This is a genomic window from Paraburkholderia sp. BL17N1 (assembly GCF_003634175.1).
Taxonomy (GTDB): domain Bacteria; phylum Pseudomonadota; class Gammaproteobacteria; order Burkholderiales; family Burkholderiaceae; genus Paraburkholderia.
Genome location: NZ_RBIW01000001.1, coordinates 663006 through 679251 on the forward strand (window position 1 = coordinate 663006; position 16246 = coordinate 679251).

General features: G+C 63.5%; 13 protein-coding genes. 5 read left to right on the top strand and 8 right to left on the bottom strand.

The window, feature by feature from the left end; translation table 11 throughout:
• Positions 1-143 precede the first annotated feature (143 nt).
• The 3 genes from B0G82_RS02845 to aspT (B0G82_RS02855) all read right to left on the bottom strand — a co-directional run bounded on the left by B0G82_RS02845 (position 144) and on the right by aspT (B0G82_RS02855) (position 5411).
• Complete coding sequence (locus B0G82_RS02845) at positions 144-1808, bottom strand: bifunctional aspartate transaminase/aspartate 4-decarboxylase (protein ID WP_116142801.1); 1665 nt, start codon at positions 1806-1808, stop codon at positions 144-146.
• 92 nt (positions 1809-1900) lie between these two features.
• The gene (gene aspT / locus B0G82_RS02850) at positions 1901-3583 is read right to left on the bottom strand and encodes an aspartate-alanine antiporter (RefSeq protein ID WP_106284454.1); all 1683 of its coding nucleotides are present in this window, start codon (positions 3581-3583) and stop codon (positions 1901-1903) included.
• Between the two features lie 145 nt (positions 3584-3728).
• The gene (gene aspT / locus B0G82_RS02855; RefSeq protein WP_121306596.1) at positions 3729-5411 is read right to left on the bottom strand and encodes an aspartate-alanine antiporter; all 1683 of its coding nucleotides are present in this window, start codon (positions 5409-5411) and stop codon (positions 3729-3731) included.
• 527 nt (positions 5412-5938) lie between these two features.
• On the opposite strand from aspT (B0G82_RS02855), the gene B0G82_RS02860 reads away from it, so the two are divergent.
• A complete protein-coding gene (locus tag B0G82_RS02860) occupies positions 5939-6937 on the top strand; it encodes a 2-hydroxyacid dehydrogenase (protein ID WP_121306597.1) in 999 nt (332 codons plus the stop codon).
• On the opposite strand, the gene B0G82_RS02865 is transcribed toward B0G82_RS02860, so the two are convergent.
• Complete coding sequence (locus B0G82_RS02865) at positions 6934-7548, bottom strand: hypothetical protein (protein WP_116142805.1); 615 nt, start codon at positions 7546-7548, stop codon at positions 6934-6936. The two genes, B0G82_RS02860 and B0G82_RS02865, sit on opposite strands and share 4 nt — an antisense overlap.
• 92 nt (positions 7549-7640) lie before the next feature.
• On the opposite strand from B0G82_RS02865, the gene B0G82_RS02870 reads away from it, so the two are divergent.
• The 3 genes from B0G82_RS02870 to B0G82_RS02880 all read left to right on the top strand — a co-directional run bounded on the left by B0G82_RS02870 (position 7641) and on the right by B0G82_RS02880 (position 11099).
• Entirely contained in the window at positions 7641-8513 is an 873-nt protein-coding gene (locus B0G82_RS02870; protein WP_121308595.1) for a crotonase/enoyl-CoA hydratase family protein, read from the top strand.
• 185 nt (positions 8514-8698) lie between these two features.
• Positions 8699-9865, top strand: coding sequence for an MFS transporter (locus tag B0G82_RS02875; RefSeq protein WP_116119036.1), 1167 nt, complete (start codon positions 8699-8701; stop codon positions 9863-9865).
• A gap of 73 nt (positions 9866-9938) precedes the next feature.
• Positions 9939-11099, top strand: a complete 1161-nt coding sequence (locus B0G82_RS02880; protein WP_121306598.1) for an MFS transporter — start codon at positions 9939-9941, stop codon at positions 11097-11099.
• Positions 11100-11346: 247 nt separating this feature from the next.
• On the opposite strand, the gene fahA is transcribed toward B0G82_RS02880, so the two are convergent.
• From fahA to B0G82_RS39655, 3 genes are read right to left on the bottom strand one after another with little or no spacing between them, the layout of a single operon-like run.
• Positions 11347-12657, bottom strand: coding sequence for a fumarylacetoacetase (gene fahA / locus B0G82_RS02885; protein WP_121306599.1), 1311 nt, complete (start codon positions 12655-12657; stop codon positions 11347-11349).
• Positions 12654-14000 carry a homogentisate 1,2-dioxygenase gene (gene hmgA, locus B0G82_RS02890; RefSeq protein ID WP_121306600.1) on the bottom strand — a complete coding sequence of 449 codons (1347 nt, stop codon included), beginning with the start codon at positions 13998-14000 and terminating at the stop codon, positions 12654-12656. Before hmgA ends, fahA begins: the two co-directional genes overlap by 4 nt.
• 34 nt (positions 14001-14034) lie before the next feature.
• Positions 14035-14187, bottom strand: coding sequence for a hypothetical protein (locus B0G82_RS39655; RefSeq protein ID WP_158608117.1), 153 nt, complete (start codon positions 14185-14187; stop codon positions 14035-14037).
• A gap of 356 nt (positions 14188-14543) precedes the next feature.
• Here B0G82_RS39655 and B0G82_RS02895 point away from each other — a divergent pair, with 356 nt between their 5' ends.
• A complete protein-coding gene (locus B0G82_RS02895; RefSeq protein WP_106284462.1) occupies positions 14544-15377 on the top strand; it encodes an EAL domain-containing protein in 834 nt (277 codons plus the stop codon).
• 40 nt (positions 15378-15417) lie between these two features.
• On the opposite strand, the gene B0G82_RS02900 is transcribed toward B0G82_RS02895, so the two are convergent.
• Positions 15418-16203: an IclR family transcriptional regulator gene (locus tag B0G82_RS02900; protein ID WP_121306601.1), complete on the bottom strand. Its 786-nt coding sequence runs from the start codon at positions 16201-16203 to the stop codon at positions 15418-15420.
• Positions 16204-16246: the final 43 nt, after the last annotated feature.

A 16246-nucleotide genomic window follows, 5' to 3' on the forward strand; every position in this document is an offset into this window, starting at 1 on the left:
GTGAATGTCAGGACGCAAAGGAGCAAACGGCCCCGCCAGCATGGACGCTGACGAGGCCGCCTGTTCGATCATTCACCGATCCGCGCGATTGCGCAAGTTTTTTGACTATGCTTGTTAGCGAGGCAACGCGGCGAGCCGCGCCGTTACTTCACCTTCGTCTTGTCGAGTTTCTTGCCGGTCGCCGCATTGAAACGCTCCACATAGTCTTCCATCAACTTGCGCACGGCGCGACCGATCTGCCGGTAGTCGGACTCGTTGAGGTTCGCTAGCGACACACGCCCCGACGGATGTTGCGTGCCGAAGCCACGGCCCGGCAACAGCACGACGCGAGCTTCGCGCGCGAGCCGGAACAGCAACTCGGAAGGCTCGGCATTCTTCAACAACCAGTCGACGAACTCGCGTCCGAACATCCGCTCGCCGAAGAATTCGACGTCGAGAATCGTGTAGTAATCGACCTGGTTAGGATCATCGTCCGCGAACGAAATGCCGACCTCTTCGTAAAGCGCCTGCTTGCGCTTGCGGATCAGCCGCTTCAACGCGTTCTTGTATGCGTCGGGCGTGTCCATCAGCGAGAACAGCGAAAACAGCACCATCTGCACCTGCTGCGGCGTCGACAAACCCGCCGTGTGATTCAGCGCGACGGTGCGGCTGTCGGCCACGAGGCGATCGATGAACTTGAGCTTGTCCGGCTCCGTCGTGATCGATTCGTAACGCTCGTGCAACTGCTTCTTCGCGTCCTTCGGCAAGTCGGCGATCAGTTTGTCGAGCACGTTGTCGCGGTGCGTCGCGATGGTGCCCAGACGCCAGCCGGTCGCGCCGAAGTACTTCGAGTACGAGTACACGAGAATGGTGTTCTTCGGCGCAAGCGCGAATAGCGATACGAAGTCGTCGGCGAAGGTGCCGTACACGTCGTCGGTGAGCAGGATCAGATCGGGCCGCTCTTTGACGATGTCGGCTATGTATTGAAGGCTTTCGTCATCGATCTTCACCGAAGGCGGATTGCTCGGATTCACGAGGAAGAACGCCTTCACCTTCGGATCGCGCAGCTTGTCGAGTTCCTTCTTCGAATACTGCCAGCCGTTCGCGACGTCGGCTTCGAGATTCACCACGTTGAGCCTGTAGTCGTTCAGTCTCGGAATCTCGATGTACGGCGTGAAAATCGGCATGCCGAGCGCGATCGTGTCGCCCTCCTTGATCAGATGGTTCTCGCGCATCGAGTTGAAGATGTACGTCATCGCCGCCGTGCCGCCTTCCACCGCGAACACGTCGAACTCGCCGACAAAAGGATGATCGCCGATCATCTCCTTGCGCAGATACTGCCCGACGATCAGTTCGGACAGCTTGAGCATGCGGTCCGGCACCGGATAGTTCGACGCGAGAATGCCTTCGCACATTTCATACAGGAAGTCGCCCGCCGAGTATCCCAACTGGTCGCGCACGTACGACACGGCGCCGCGCAGGAAGTCGACGCCCGGCACGCCCCTGTTTTCGCGCAAGAACAGATCGAAGCGTTCTTCGAGGCCCTCGCGTCGCGGAAAGCCGCCCACGCCTTCCGGCATGTAGGCAAACGAGCGCTCCGATTCGCGCATCGCAAAGAGGCCGAGTTGCCAGAAGCCGTGGCGTGGAATCGTCGCCAGAAAATTGGGGTTGCCGCGGCCGGCGTTGAGCATCGCCGCATTCGCTGGCCGCTCCACGGCGCCGCCACCGGCCGCCTTGATCAGTTCGTCCTTCAACTCGAACGGGCTGAGCGCGGCCATGCCTGCCTGCGCCATATCTGCGTGCTTCTTGTCGCCCTTGTCTTTTGCCATGATGCGTTCTCCGATGAGTCAAGTGAAAGACGCCGGTGCGGCGATGATCGCCCGATGAGCGCCGGCGCAAGAGAGATCGATGGATGCCCGCGCTAGACAAGCCCGACCACGAGCGGCCCGAGCAGCGTCAGCGCGACGTTCGCGATGGCGTACGTGATCGCGAACGGCACGGTCGGCACGGCGCTTTCCGCCTTGTCGAGCACGCCGCCGAATGCGGGATTCGCGCTGCGCGAGCCGGCCAGCGCGCCGGCCAGAATGGCTGCGTTGTTGTACTTCAGGACATAGCGGCCGAACAGCATGGTGAGCAACAGCGGAAACAGCGTGACGAACACGCCGAGCAGGAAAATCGTGATGCCGAGCTGCTTGACCGTCACCACGGCCTGCAAGCCGGAGTTGAGCCCCACCACCACCACGAACGCCGCGAGACCGAAATCCTGCAGCAGCCGGGAAGCCGCCGACGGCATCACGCCGTACATGGGATGCTTGCCGCGCATCCAGCCGAACAGCAGTCCGGCCAGCAGACAGCCGCCGCCCGAGCCGAGCGTGAGCGGAATGCCGCCGACGTTGATGACGATCAACCCGATCAGCAAACCGAGCACGAGGCCGACGCCCATGTAGATGAAGTCGGTTTTGATGCTGTAGGGCAGCTCGTAGCCGGCAATGTCGACGGCGCGCTTGGTGTCTTTCGGCGACCCGTAGAAGGTGAGGACGTCGCCGTGCTCGAGTTGGGTTTCCGGCAGGATCGGCAGTGGCTGACCGGCGCGCGAAATACCCTGGATGTAGACACCATGACGCATATCGCGGTCCAACAATTCTCGCGCGGCGGCGATCGTGGTGTGATTCATGCCCTTGCGCGTGAACACGCCTTGACGTGTCTGCATGACGACGCCGACGTCCTCGACGGTGGCCACCTCGCCGCCGCTCGCGCCGAACGCGACCACGCCTTCGCGGCGGCCCACCACCAGCACCACGTCATCGGGCTTCAATACGAGGTCGGGCGCGGGGTCGAGTTGATGGCCGTCGCGCTTGATCCGCTCGATCGTCAAAAGGTCCTGGTGCTGGGTTTCGACGTCCTTCACCGTTTTGCCGGCGCTGACATCGATTTTGTACGCGCGGCCGACCATCTCGGGCAACGCCGAGAGCTGCCCCGGCGCGATAGACGGCGCGCCTGACGTCAACTCGCGTTCCGCCTGGATCGAGGCGTCGCGCAAACTTTGGCCCATGAATTTAGGCAGAATATTCACGCACACGATGATCGCGCCCAGCGAGCCGAACACGTAGGTCACCGCGTACGCGATCGCCACGTCCGATTGCAGCGACTTGACCTGATCGGCCGGCAAGCCGAGACGCGCGATCGCGTCGCCCGCCGTGCCGATAATCGCCGATTGGGTCAGCGCGCCGCCCGCGAGCCCGGCGGCGAGTCCCTTGTTCAGGTGGAACAGCTTCGCGCAGATGACCACGGTGGCTAGCGCGCTAACCGCCAGAAACACGGCCATCGCGATCTCGCGCAGCGTCTTGCGGTTCAACGAGTTGAAGAACCCGGGCCCGGAGTCATAGCCGACCGCGTAGATGAAGACGGCGAACATGACCGCTTTCACGCCGTTATCGATCGTCACGCCTGCCTGACTGATCACGACCGCGGCCAGCAGCGACCCGCCCACGCCGCCCAACTGGAACTTGCCGAAGTTGATCTGCCCGATGAAATAGCCGACTGCGAGCGACAGAAACAGCGCAATCTCGGGTGATTTCTGAAAGATGTGATGTAGCCAGTCCATCGTGCCCTCGCTGGATAGTTTGCGATCCTGAGTACTTTACTGGGTGCTCCATGCGCACAGGGAGCGCCATCGAGTCGCGCGCCGCACGCCGCCTGCCACTTCGACCGAACGTGGCACGGCGCGCCACGTCCGGCACATCTGCCGCCTAATGGAATTTCCCGGCGAGGCCGACTACGACCGGACCCATCAGCGGCAATAGAATGTTCGAAAGTGCATACGTGATCGTGTAGCCGATCACGGGTGTGGAATTTCCCGTGACGCCCACGAGTGCGCTGATCGCGGGCGTGCTGCATTGCTGGCCGGCAATCGCGCCGAGCAGCATGGGCGCCTCGAGCTTGAGGAACATGCGGCCGATCCATAACGACAGCAGTCCCGGCACAAGAACCATCAGAATCCCGGCCACCGGCAACGCGAGACCGTATTCACGCACCAGTTTGATGGCGTCCGGTCCCGCCGACAGCCCGACTGCCGCAATGAAAGTGGCGAGACCAAAGTCCTTGAGGATTTGCGCGGCCGCCGAAGGCAGCGAACCGATCAGCGGATACCGCGAACGGATCCAGCCGAACAGCAGCCCCGACAGCAGACAACCGCCACCGGTGCCGAGCGCGACCGACACGCCGCCCACCCGTCCGCCAAGATGGCCGATCGCCATACCGACCAGCACGCCCAGAGCCAGATAGACGAAGTCGGTCTTCTGCGTCGCGACGAGCATGTAGCCCAGACGGTGCGCCCCGCGTTCGACATCGGCCTTGGCGCCCACCAGCGTCAGTACGTCGCCGCGATTCAGTTCGGTGCCGGGCAGCGCCGGCACCGTGGTTTCGAGCCGCGTGACCGCCGCGATGTAGATGCCTCGGCCGTTTTCCGGCGTGGCCTGTTCGCGCACCTGAGCGATGGTCCGGCCATGCAGATCGCGGCGCGTCAGCACCACATCGACCTGTTCGGCGATCACGAGGCCGAAGTCCGCGCCGCCCACTTCGTCGCCGAGACTGGCCGCGGCCGCCACGATCGCTTCGCGCCGCCCCGCCAGCAGAATGACGTCATTGGGCGCGAGGGTCAGTTGCGGTTCGGCCGGCAGGTTCGCGCCGTTGCGCCGCACGCGCTCGACTGTCAGGTTGAAGCCGTACTGCTGTTCGAACGCGCGGATCGTCGCGCCAGCCGCCGCGCCGACGAGAAACGCCCGCCCCACAAGCGCGGGCGCTGCCGCGCGCTGACCCTCGCCGAACGAGCCTTCGCCGCCGAGCTTGCGCCACACGCGCTCGGCTTCGTCGCGCAGATTGACGCGCAGCAGCAGCGGCGCAAACTGGCTCGTAAAAAGCACGATGGTGATCAGGCCGAACAGGTAGCTCACGCTGTACGCGGTCACGATATTGGCCTGCAGGCGGACCGTTTCCGCGTCGCCGAAGCCGAGCTTGGCGATCGCCTCGGACGCCGTACCGATCACGGCGGATTCCGTCGCGGCGCCGGCCAGCAGGCCGGCCGCGGTGCCGGCATCGAGCCGCATGACGGCCACCGCGATCATGATCAGCAGCAGCACCGACACGATCTCGACCACCGACAGCAGCCCATAGCGCCAGCCGCGGCCAATGTTGGCAAAGAACTGCGGCCCGCCGGTAAAACCCAGCGCGAAGATGAACAGCGCGAAAGCGATGTTCTTCAGATCGGGGGCGATGCGTGCGCCTGTCTGGCCTAACAACAACGCGACGATCAGCGTGCCGCACACGCCGCCGAGCTGAATCGGACCGATGCGGAACGAACCAATGAAATATCCAATTGCAAGACTTGCGAACAGCGCGATCTCCGGTTGCGATCTCAGCAATTCACCGATCATGTCGACTCGCCCATTGACGGGTTTATTAGCAGGGGACTGAATAACCACCCGGAAAAATCGAGTGAATTAATTCGTCGCGATTTGACGCACGCATCACTCAATCAGCATCGCGATCGAGTGAAAATTTAATTTATGGCAGTAAAATGACGCGCGTCGCGCCCGAGTTGATTTGCCGCACTGCAGCGGCACTCATTGAAACGGTCTTCCGATAGCTCGACAGTCACTCTTTCCTCGCGAAGTTGCCTTGCGCCTTGAAAAAGACATCGTCTGCTGATGGCCAATTTATTACAGCATGAGTGAACATGCATTTTTGGAACTGCTTTTTTAATAAATATTGTAATTTTGTGTGGCTGTCAATATTATTTTTAACTCGCGTTTCGTTTGACTTCGCAAAAGAATGATTTTTAGCAAACGCGGATGGATTGCAATGCAGTGCGTCCGCATGGCTAACCTATACTGGAGCGCTCGTCCGCCGCGCCCTGAGTCCGTTTCTCTATTAGCGCCGGCACGCATTCTTCGGAGTCCACATGCGCATGATCCTGTTCAGCAGCCGCCAATACGACCGCGACACGTTCACCGAAGCCAACGCCGCGCATCGCTATGAACTGCACTGCCAGGAGTCGCACCTCGACAGCGAGACGGCCATTCTCGCGCAGGGCTACGACGTGGTGTGTCCGTTCGTCAACGACAACGTCAACGCGGCGGTACTGGAGCGGCTTCATGCCGGCGGCACGCGCATGATCGCGCTGCGCTCGGCGGGCTTCAATCACGTCGACCTGGCCGCGGCCGAGCGTCTCGGTATGCCGGTTGCTCGGGTGCCGGCCTATTCGCCGCACGCAGTGGCCGAACATGCGGTCGGCTTGATTCTGGCGCTGAACCGGCGGCTGCCGCGCGCCGTCGCACGTACGCGCGAAGGCGACTTTTCGCTGCACGGTCTGCTCGGTTTCGATCTGCATGGCAAGACCGTGGGTGTGATCGGCACCGGCATGATTGGCCGCGTATTCGGGCGCATCATGGCGGGCTTCGGCATGCAGGTGCTCGCCTACGATCCTGGCAAGCCGGCCGACGACCTGCTCGCGCTCGGCGCGCGCTACGTGCCGCTCGACACGCTGCTCGCCGAAGCCGACGTGGTCAGCCTGCATTGCCCACTGGTGCCGGACACGTACCATCTCATCGACGGCCCCGCGCTCGCCAAGATGAAGCGCGGCGCGATGCTGATCAATACCGGCCGTGGCGGCCTCGTCGAAAGCAATGCGCTGATCGGCGCCCTGAAAGATGGCCGGCTCGGTCACCTCGGGCTCGATGTGTACGAGGAAGAAGGAGGCCTGTTCTTCGAGGATCACTCGAACCTGCCGTTGCAGGACGATGTGCTTGCGCGTCTGTTGATGTTCCCGAACGTGATCGTCACCGCGCATCAGGCGTTCTTCACGCGCGAGGCGATGAACGAGATCGCCCTGACCACGCTGGACAACGTCGCCGCGTGGCAGGCCGGCACGCCGCGCAACGTGGTGCGCGCGCCTGCCTAGACGCCGCCGGTGTTCAGCGGCGTCGCGCGGACCACGGTGCGCGCGTCGTCCGCGGCGCCGCAGAGTTCGCGCAGCAAGGTCGCCTCGCGCTCGTGCACTTCGACCGGAAACCAGCGCGCGCCCGCATCGGCAAGATAGCGCGCACGATGCTGGCCGTTGCGAAACGCCACCACGCCTTCGCGCTCCAGTCCGAACCAGCCCAGCACACCCGGCGCGCGACGCGTCGAGATGGTCACGTACGGCATCTGCGGAATACGCGGATTCTCCGGATCGAGAAACTCGCGAATGCCGCGCACCTTGCCCGAATGCCATTCGGCGACCGGCTTCAGCACGTAATCGGTATTGTCGCGATCGGCGCACGCGAGCAGCTTGCGCACGTCGACGAGTACGACCTGATGCCGCGTGCCGTCCGTGACGAATACGCGTTTCAGGCGCACATGGTCGTACCATGGATGCTCTTGCAGAGGCACGGTCCAGACCGTTTCGGCACAAGCCGGCGCGGCGGCTGACGATGAATTGGACAAGGGCAAAAGCAGGCTCGATAAGCTGGCGAAAAGGCGCCAGCGCGTTAGGAGAGCGCTTACGCTACGAGCCGATTGTGTAAGAAGCATGACAGGCCACGGTATTAATTACTCTGCATGAGCACACTGCTCACAACCCCGCGACAAGCGGGCAGACGCTGATGACTTCTACGGTGACAACGATGATAACCACGCAAAATTTCAATGACCACGTGCGCATCGAAGCTAATCGGGATATCGGCGTGGCCACGATCGTCCTTGAGCGTCCGGCGCGTCGAAATGCTGTGGATCGTCCTGTCGCCGAGGCGCTCAGCGCCGCGTTTGCCCGCTTCGAGGCGGAGCCCGCGTGGCGCGCGGCGGTGCTGTTCGGCGCGGGCGGCACCTTTTGCGCGGGCGCGGACCTGACCGCTCTCGCCGACGACACTCGCCGCAACGAGCTGCACGCCGACGGCAGCGGCCCGGGTCCGATGGGACCGACCCGGACGAGCTTCAGCAAGCCGGTGATTGCCGCGATTGCCGGCTATGCGGTCGCGGGCGGACTGGAGCTGGCGGCGCTGTGCGATCTCAGAGTCGTCGAGGACGACGCGGTGCTCGGCGTGTTCTGCCGGCGCGTCGGAATTCCGCTGATCGATGGCGGCACGATCCGTTTACCCCGCTTGATCGGACTGTCACGTGCGCTGGACCTGATCCTGACCGGCCGCGCGGTGAACGCGCAGGAAGCGCTCAGCTTCGGCCTCGCCAATCGGGTCGTACCGAAGGGCACGGCACGCGCAGCGGCCGAGCGGTTGGCCGCCGAACTGGCTGCATTTCCGCAGGCTGCGTTGCTCGCCGATCGCCGTTCGGTGCTGGAAAACAGCATGCTCGACGATCTCGCCGAAGCATTGCGCCGCGAAGGCGCCGGCGGCTACCAGGCGGTTTTCGACGAAGGCGTGGCGGGCGCGGCGCAATTCACCAGCGGCGCCGGCCGTCATGGCGAGACGCGAGGCGGCGACGGCGGTAGCGGAGACGGCAGCGGCAGCGGCAGCGGCAGCGGCAGCGGCAGCGGCAAACATTAGGCACGCGACGAGGGCTGGCGCACCTATCAGCAAAAAACAACACCGGCATTGACGATCAGCAAGCCGGTTTTGACTTAGGTAGAATCCCCTACTGTTTTACCCCAGTACGGCGCACGCGTTCTCGCCCCGAAAACGCGCGCCGGCCGCGCGACGCCTCCTGTCGCGCCGATTCGCGCTCCTTCACCATGCCTTTACCCCTGCTTGCCCTTGCCGTTGCCGCGTTTGGAATCGGTACCACCGAATTCGTAATCATGGGGTTGTTGCCCGATGTCGCGCGCGACTTGTCCGTGTCGATCCCCGCGGCCGGCATGCTGGTGTCGGCGTATGCGCTCGGCGTGACCATCGGCGCGCCGATCGTCGCGATCGCGGTCGCCAACATGCCGCGCAAGAAGGCGCTGATGAGCCTGATCGGCGTGTTCATCGTCGGCAATCTGCTGTGCGCTGTGGCGCCGGGCTATGCGGTGCTGATGGCCGCACGCATCGTGACGGCGTTCTGCCATGGCGCGTTCTTCGGCATCGGCTCCGTGGTGGCCGCCGGCCTCGTCGCGCCGAACCGCCGTGCGCAAGCCATCGCGTTGATGTTCACGGGCCTCACGCTCGCCAACGTGCTGGGCGTGCCGCTCGGCACCGCGCTCGGCCAGGCGGTGGGCTGGCGTGCCACGTTCTGGGCGGTGACGGGCATCGGCGTCGTCGCGGCGGCCGCGCTCGCCGTGTGCCTGCCGGCGAAGATCGAGATGCAGAAGGCCAGCCTCGTGCGCGAATTCAGCGTGCTGAAGAACCCGCAGGTGCTGATGGTGCTCGGCATCAGCGTGCTCGCGTCGGCGAGCCTCTTTTCCACCTTCACGTACATCACGCCGATTCTCGAAGACGTGACCGGCTTTACGCCGCACGCGGTCACGCTTGTACTGCTGCTGTTCGGCCTCGGCCTGACGGTGGGCAGCACGCTCGGTGGCAAGCTCGCCGACTGGCGGCTGATGCCTTCGCTGGTGGCGTTCCTGTTGGCGATCGTCGTGATCCTGACCGTCTTCGCCGGCACCATGCATGCGGAGATTCCGGCGATGATCACGATTTTCGTGTGGGGCATTCTGGCCTTCGCGATCGTGCCGCCGCTGCAAATGCTGATCGTCGACCGCGCGAGCCATGCGCCGAATCTGGCTTCGACGTTGAATCAAGGCGCCTTCAACCTCGGCAATGCGACGGGCGCCTGGCTGGGCGGCATGGCGATCGGCGCGGGCGCTCCGCTCACGACGCTACCGTGGGTCGGCGTGGCGACGTCGATTGGCGCGCTGGTGCTGACGCTGTGGTCGGTGTCGATCGACCGGCGCGCACAACGCATGGCGATGGCGAGCTAAGCGCCCTTCTCCGCACTCCTCTCAAGCCGCGCACAGGTGCGGTTGACTCACGGCCGTAGTAGCATCTCGGCCGATGAAAGTCATCTTCACTCGCGATTTCCTCGCTTTGATCCTGAGCGTCGCCGTCGTCGGACTCGGCAGCGGCGCGACGCTTCCCCTCACCGCCCTCGCGCTCACGCAAGCCGGCTACGGCACCGATGTGGTCGGCCTGCTGACCGCCGCGCAAGCGGGCGGTGGGCTCGTCATCGTGCCGCTCGCGGGATGGATCGCGGCGCGTTTCGGCGGCCGCCAGGTGATCGTCGGCGCCGTGCTGGTGGTGGCGTTCGCCACCGCGCTGATGCAACTCACCTCGAACCTGTGGCTGTGGGCCGTGCTGCGCGTGCTGTGCGGCGCCGCGTTGATGCTCCTCTTCACGATCGGCGAAGCTTGGGTCAATCAATTGGCCGACGATGCCACGCGCGGTCGCGTCATCGCCATTTACGCGACCAACTTCACGCTGTTCCAGATGGCCGGTCCGGTGCTGGTGAGTCAGATCGCCGGCTTCACGCAATGGCGCTTCCTGATTTGCGGCGCGATCTTTCTGCTGGCGCTGCCGATGCTCGCCACGATTCGCAAGACCCCGCAAGCGTCCGAGGATGAGCACGCGGCGCACGGCAGTTGGCGTCATGTTTTGCCGCTGATGCCGGCGCTCGCGATCGGCACCGGCTTCTTCGCGTTGTTCGACACGATCGCGCTCTCGCTGCTGCCGCTCTTTGCGATGTCGCACGGCATTACGAGCGAGGTGGCCGTGCTGTTCGCGTCGGCACTGCTGCTCGGCGATACGACGATGCAATTCCCGATCGGCTGGCTCGCCGACCGGCTTGGACGAGAGCGCGTGCATATCGGTTGCGGTGTGATCGTCGTGGCGCTGCTGCCCTTGCTGCCGTGGGCGATCACCTCACCGTGGCTATGCTGGCCGCTGCTGTATGTGCTCGGCGCGGCGGCGGGCGCGATTTATACGCTGTCGCTGGTTGCCTGCGGCGAACGCTTTCGCGGTGCCGCGCTGGTGTCCGCGAGTTCGCTGGTGGGCGCGTCGTGGAGCGCGGCGAGTTTCGGTGGGCCGCTGGTGGCTGGTGCGCTGATGAAGGGCGTTGGGAATGACGCGATGGTCGGTGTGCTGCTCGTCGCAGCGTTGGCATTTCTGGTGGCCGTTTGGTGGGAGAGACGGCGGGCGCCGGTGCGGATGGCGGGTTGATCGGCTGCTGATCCTGGTGCGGCGTCGCGGCGCTGGCAGCGATGCAATGGCGGACGTGCTGCTCCCCGCTAATTTCGCGTTTGTCGTTGCGCCTTGGAGATAGGCGGCGGGCCGCGAGTCGCAGATCGATCAACAGACTCTAGCGCCGCGCAGGATGACGCCTAAAAAACAAAACGGGGAAGCCATTGCTCGTGGCTTCCCCGTTTTTGTCATGCACGTTGCGCGTGTCTCGCCCGCTCGCTCTGCCTTATTTCAACGCCGGCAGAATCTCCCCGACACACGCGCCGAAACCGACACGATAACCCTCACCCTGGCACCACCCGGCGAGCGTCAATTCATCGCCGTCTTCGATGAAACTGCGCGCGCCGCCTTCCTGCAACTCCAGCGGGTTCCGGCCGTTCCACGTCAACTCCAGCAGGCTGCCGAACGAATCCTCCGTCGATCCGCTGATCGTGCCCGAGCCCATCAGATCGCCCACGCGCGTATTGCAGCCCGAGACCGTGTGATGCGCGAGCTGCTGCGCCATCGTCCAGTACATGTGCTTGAAGTTGGTTCGCGAGATCGTACTCGCCTGCTTCGCCTGCTGCGGGCGCAGCGTCACTTCCAGCGTGATATCGAAGGCATGGTCGCCGTCGTGACGCAGATACGCGAGCGGCCGCGGTTCCTGCGCCGGCTGCGCGACGCGGAACGGTTCGAGCGCGTCGAGCGTCACGATCCACGGCGAGATCGTGGTCGCGAAGGTCTTCGAATTGAACGGTCCGAGCGGCACGTATTCCCACTGCTGGATATCGCGCGCGCTCCAGTCATTCAACAGCACCATACCGAAGATATGCGCTTCGGCATCCGCGCACGCCACCGGCTCGCCCAAGGCATTGCCCGCGCCGATTACGAAGCCGGTTTCCAGTTCGATATCCAGCTTGCGACACGCGCCGAACACAGGACGATCCTGATCCGGCAACTTCAGCTGCCCATTAGGACGACGCACCGGCGTGCCGCTCACCACCACCGACGACGCCCGTCCGTTGTAACCGATCGGCATCTCCGACCAGTTCGGCAGCAGCGCATTCTTAGGATCGCGGAACATCGAGCCGACGTTCGTCGCGTGCTCCTTCGACGAATAGAAATCGGTGTAGCCTGGAATCTGCAGCGGCAGATGCAATTGCGCATCGGCCTGGCGGATCAGCGCGCGGCTACGCAATTCGGCGTCGTCGCGCAACGTCGCGTTATCGCGTGACAGCAGCTTGCTCAACTGAATGCGCACGCCGCGCCATGCGTCGCGACCGAGTGCGATGAAATCGTTCAACGCGTCGCGCACGAACACGCTTTCGCCGGCATTCGACGAAGGCACGCTCAACAGACCCGCGCTTTCGAGCGCGGCCAGATCGACGATGCTGCCGCCGATCGCAACGCCTACGCGGAGCGTCGCATTCAGGTCGTCGCTAAAAATACCGAACGGTAGATTCTGAATCGAAAAGTCGTTGGCCGAATCGTTGGCCGACTCGACCCAACTCTTGCGCGACGGATCGAGCGTCGCCTGAAGATCGCTCAATGCGTTCATCGTTGCTCCGGGTTGAAATGTTTCGTGAGACCTTGCCAGCACTCGTAGTAATGCGCCTGCAATTGCGCGGTTTCGAGCGCGAAGCGCGTCGGCTTGATCAGCGTGCGGGTTTCGAACATGAAGGCCATCGTGTCGCCGACTTTCTTCGGCGTCGACGTATCGCTGTGCGAGGCTTTCTCGAACGTCTCCGCATCCGGACCATGACCCGACATGCAGTTATGCAGGCTCGCGCCGCCCGGCACGAAGCCTTCGGCCTTGGCGTCGTACACGCCATGCACGAGTCCCATGAACTCGCTTGCCACATTGCGATGGAACCATGGCGGGCGGAACGTATCTTCGGCGGCGAGCCAGCGCGGCGGGAAAATCACGAAGTCGATGCTATCGACGCCCGGCGTATCGGTTTGCGATTGCAGCACGAGGAAGATCGACGGATCCGGATGGTCGAAGCTGATCGAGCCGATCGTGTTGAAGCGGCGCAGATCGTACTTGTACGGCGCGTAGTTGCCGTGCCACGCGACCACGTCGAGCGGCGAGTGGCCGATGTCCGCGCGCCACAGGTTGCCGTTCATCTTGGCGACCAGTTCGAAGTCGCCCTCACGGTCTTCATAGGCCGCATGCGGCGTAAGGAAATCTCGCGGATTGGCGAGGCCGTTCGAGCCGATCGGCCCGAGATCCGGCAGACGCAACAACGCCCCGAAGTTCTCGCAGATGTAGCCGCGCGCCGCGCCATCCGGCAGGCTCACCGCGAAGCGCACGCCGCGCGGAATCACCGCGATTTCGAAGGGCTCGATGTCGAGCTTGCCAAGCTCGGTGGCGATGTGCAGGCGTCCTTCCTGCGGCACGATCAGCAATTCGCCGTCGGCGGTATAGAAGAAGCGGTCCTGCATCGAGCGGTTCGCCGCGTACAGGTGGATCGCGCAGCCGCTCATGGACTCCGCCGCGCCGTTGCCCGCCATCGTCACCCAGCCGTCGATGAAGTCGGTCGGCTCGACCGGCATCGGCAACGCGTCCCAGCGCAACTGATTGGGCGGCGTCGGCGGCACCTCGGCGAAGTTGGCGACGAGCCGCTCCGAAGGCAGTTGGGTGAACGGCATGTGCACCGCCGCCGGCCGAATCCGGTACAACCACGAACGGCGATTATGGCCGCGCGGCGCCGTGAACGCCGTGCCCGACAGTTGCTCGGCGTATAGGCCATATGCCGCGCGCTGCGGCGAATTGCGGCCTTGCGGCAACGCACCCGGCAAGGCCTCCGTGGCGAATTCGTTTGCGAAGCCCGACTGATAGCCCGGCTCGATTTCGAGCCGCGAGTTGCCTGTGTGCGGCGTACGGGTTTGGGTATCCATGCTAGGTTCTCCGTTGATACTCGATCTCGTGATTTCACGCGGTCCGCGGCTCGGACGGCCGGCCGCGTTGGCGTGTCGCGGCAGCCAGCGCGAGCAGCAGCAACTGGAATGCCGGGTGATACGTTTCGCCGAGCACGTGCTCGACTTCGATCACATTGACGGCGGCCGCGGCCGGTTTCGCGCTCACTGCGTCGTCTCCTGATGCTGCCTGGATGGATTGTTCGTTGGTTGCAGCGGGGTTGAACACCGCCCGCAAGCGTCTGTGATCGGCGCATGGACTGCGCTCACGACATGACCTAGCCGCGATCACAACCGCATTACAATTTACGGATAGTAAAACGAATTACAAATAGTGAAATTAACGTAAACCCTGCAACGTCACCTGAAATCCCCGGACCGCCCGTGGGCACAAGCGTTCGGCGGATAACGTTATGAGCAATTTGTTCATGTAAGCACGGTGCGGACTGCTACCATCAATGAATGCGGCAATCGCGTCGCGTTGCCCCGCGCCGAGCGCCTCACTATCGCCATCCATACGTCTACATGATCCCGCCGACCATTCCCAACCTCATTGCCCGCTCCGCCGACCATCCGTTTCTTGGCGAGCATCTGGTGATGGGGCAAGGCCTGCATCACGACGTCGCGCTGGCGCAATTCGACGGGTTCGAACTCGCCAGCGCGTATGAGCCGATCTTCGATATCAGCGTGCATGCGTTGGCGCAGTCGCTTTCGTCGGGCGTCGAGGGCGTGGACCGTTTCGGCGATGAACTCGGCTTCCAGGCCGTCACGCACCAGGTCGACGCGGCGCCGTTCGACGTGTTCGATCCGTTCGACCGCATCGCCGACGATCAGGAGTTGGTCGCGCTCGACCGCATGTCGCGCGCGCTGCATGCCATCAATTTCTTTGGCGCCCAGCGGCATGGGCTGCTCTTTCTGCGCGTGCACGAGCGGCTGCTCAAGAGCGTGAAGTACGACCACGGGCGGCATTTTTCGAGCGTGCTGGTGTCGTTCGGATTGAACCCGTCGCGGGTGGTGATCGAGTTGCCCGCAGCGGCGGTCGCGCACAAGACTTTTCTCGGCTATCTGACCAAGAGCTACCAGCACTACGGCTTCAAGGTGGCGGGCAATCTGTCCAACGCGGGGCAGATTCTGTCGGTGTCGGAGACCGCGCGGCTCGACTTTCTCAAGATGGACGCAGGGACCGCTTTGCGCGATGCCACCGTTAAACCGCTAGTGGGTTATGCAGGCCGGCTGCGAATTCCGCTGATCTTCAACCGGGTGGTGGATGAAGCGCAGTTCGAGGCTTTGCAGCAGTACGACGTGCGCTTCGTGCAAGGGCCATTGTTCAATGCGCATTATCACGACCGGGCCGTTTGAGCAGCGGGTTGGCCTAGTGCATTGACACGCGCCGCCCACTTCAACCGGTATCGCCCAAACGCCGCGCAAGCGCCTTCAGCCGTGGCGCGACGTTGCCACGAAACACATCCTCTCCCATCGACGAAGCCGGCCCGCTGCAACTCAGCACCAGCCAGCGCCCTTCGCGCGGCTCGCGAAACGGCACCGCGACCGCGTTGACGTCGTCATGCCACGCGCGGAACGAGTAGCAGCAACGCTGCTCGGCGAAGGCGGCGATTTCCTGCTCGGCGTCGGCGACCAGTTCGGCGCCTGCCTTGCCGGCCGCCTTATTCAATTCCGCCAATAACGCGGCGCGCACGTCGAGCGGTTGCACGGCCAGATAGGCGCGGCCCATCGAACTCGTCAGCATCGACAGTTTCGAACCGGATGCCAGCCCAAGCGTCAACGCGGTCTCGCTGCGGATTGTCTCCAGATAAATCATGTCGAGCCCGTCGCGGCAGCCGAGCGAAACTGCCGCGCCTACGTCGCGTGCGAATACGCGCATGTGCGGGCGCGCGAGTTCGAGCGTGTCCGTACCCGAGAGCAGCGCGAAACCGAGCGACAACACGCCGGCGTCGAGCGCGTATTTGCCCAGCGTTTCGTCGAGACGCAGATAACCGAGCACGGTCAGCGTGTAGGCAAGACGGTTGACGGTCGCCTTCGGCAAACCCGTACGCTCGACGAAATCGCGATTGCCCAGCATCGTTTCGCCCGGCTTGAACGCGCGCAACAAATCCAGCCCGCGCGCCAGCGCGACGACAAATTTGCGCTCGTCGAGCGGTTCGGAGAGAGTAGATGTCGGCGTCATGGGGTGATACACTCGGACGTGGTTTGCAAAACATTGTTTCGCA

Coding starts and splice junctions, on each gene's coding strand:
- B0G82_RS02845 (WP_116142801.1), bottom strand. CDS start 1,808: ATGGCAAAAGACAAGGGCGACAAGAAGCACGCAGATATGGCGCAGGCA.
- aspT (WP_106284454.1), bottom strand. CDS start 3,583: ATGGACTGGCTACATCACATCTTTCAGAAATCACCCGAGATTGCGCTG.
- aspT (WP_121306596.1), bottom strand. CDS start 5,411: ATGATCGGTGAATTGCTGAGATCGCAACCGGAGATCGCGCTGTTCGCA.
- B0G82_RS02860 (WP_121306597.1), top strand. CDS start 5,939: ATGCGCATGATCCTGTTCAGCAGCCGCCAATACGACCGCGACACGTTC.
- B0G82_RS02865 (WP_116142805.1), bottom strand. CDS start 7,548: ATGCTTCTTACACAATCGGCTCGTAGCGTAAGCGCTCTCCTAACGCGC.
- B0G82_RS02870 (WP_121308595.1), top strand. CDS start 7,641: ATGATAACCACGCAAAATTTCAATGACCACGTGCGCATCGAAGCTAAT.
- B0G82_RS02875 (WP_116119036.1), top strand. CDS start 8,699: ATGCCTTTACCCCTGCTTGCCCTTGCCGTTGCCGCGTTTGGAATCGGT.
- B0G82_RS02880 (WP_121306598.1), top strand. CDS start 9,939: ATGAAAGTCATCTTCACTCGCGATTTCCTCGCTTTGATCCTGAGCGTC.
- fahA (WP_121306599.1), bottom strand. CDS start 12,657: ATGAACGCATTGAGCGATCTTCAGGCGACGCTCGATCCGTCGCGCAAG.
- hmgA (WP_121306600.1), bottom strand. CDS start 14,000: ATGGATACCCAAACCCGTACGCCGCACACAGGCAACTCGCGGCTCGAA.
- B0G82_RS02895 (WP_106284462.1), top strand. CDS start 14,544: ATGATCCCGCCGACCATTCCCAACCTCATTGCCCGCTCCGCCGACCAT.
- B0G82_RS02900 (WP_121306601.1), bottom strand. CDS start 16,203: ATGACGCCGACATCTACTCTCTCCGAACCGCTCGACGAGCGCAAATTT.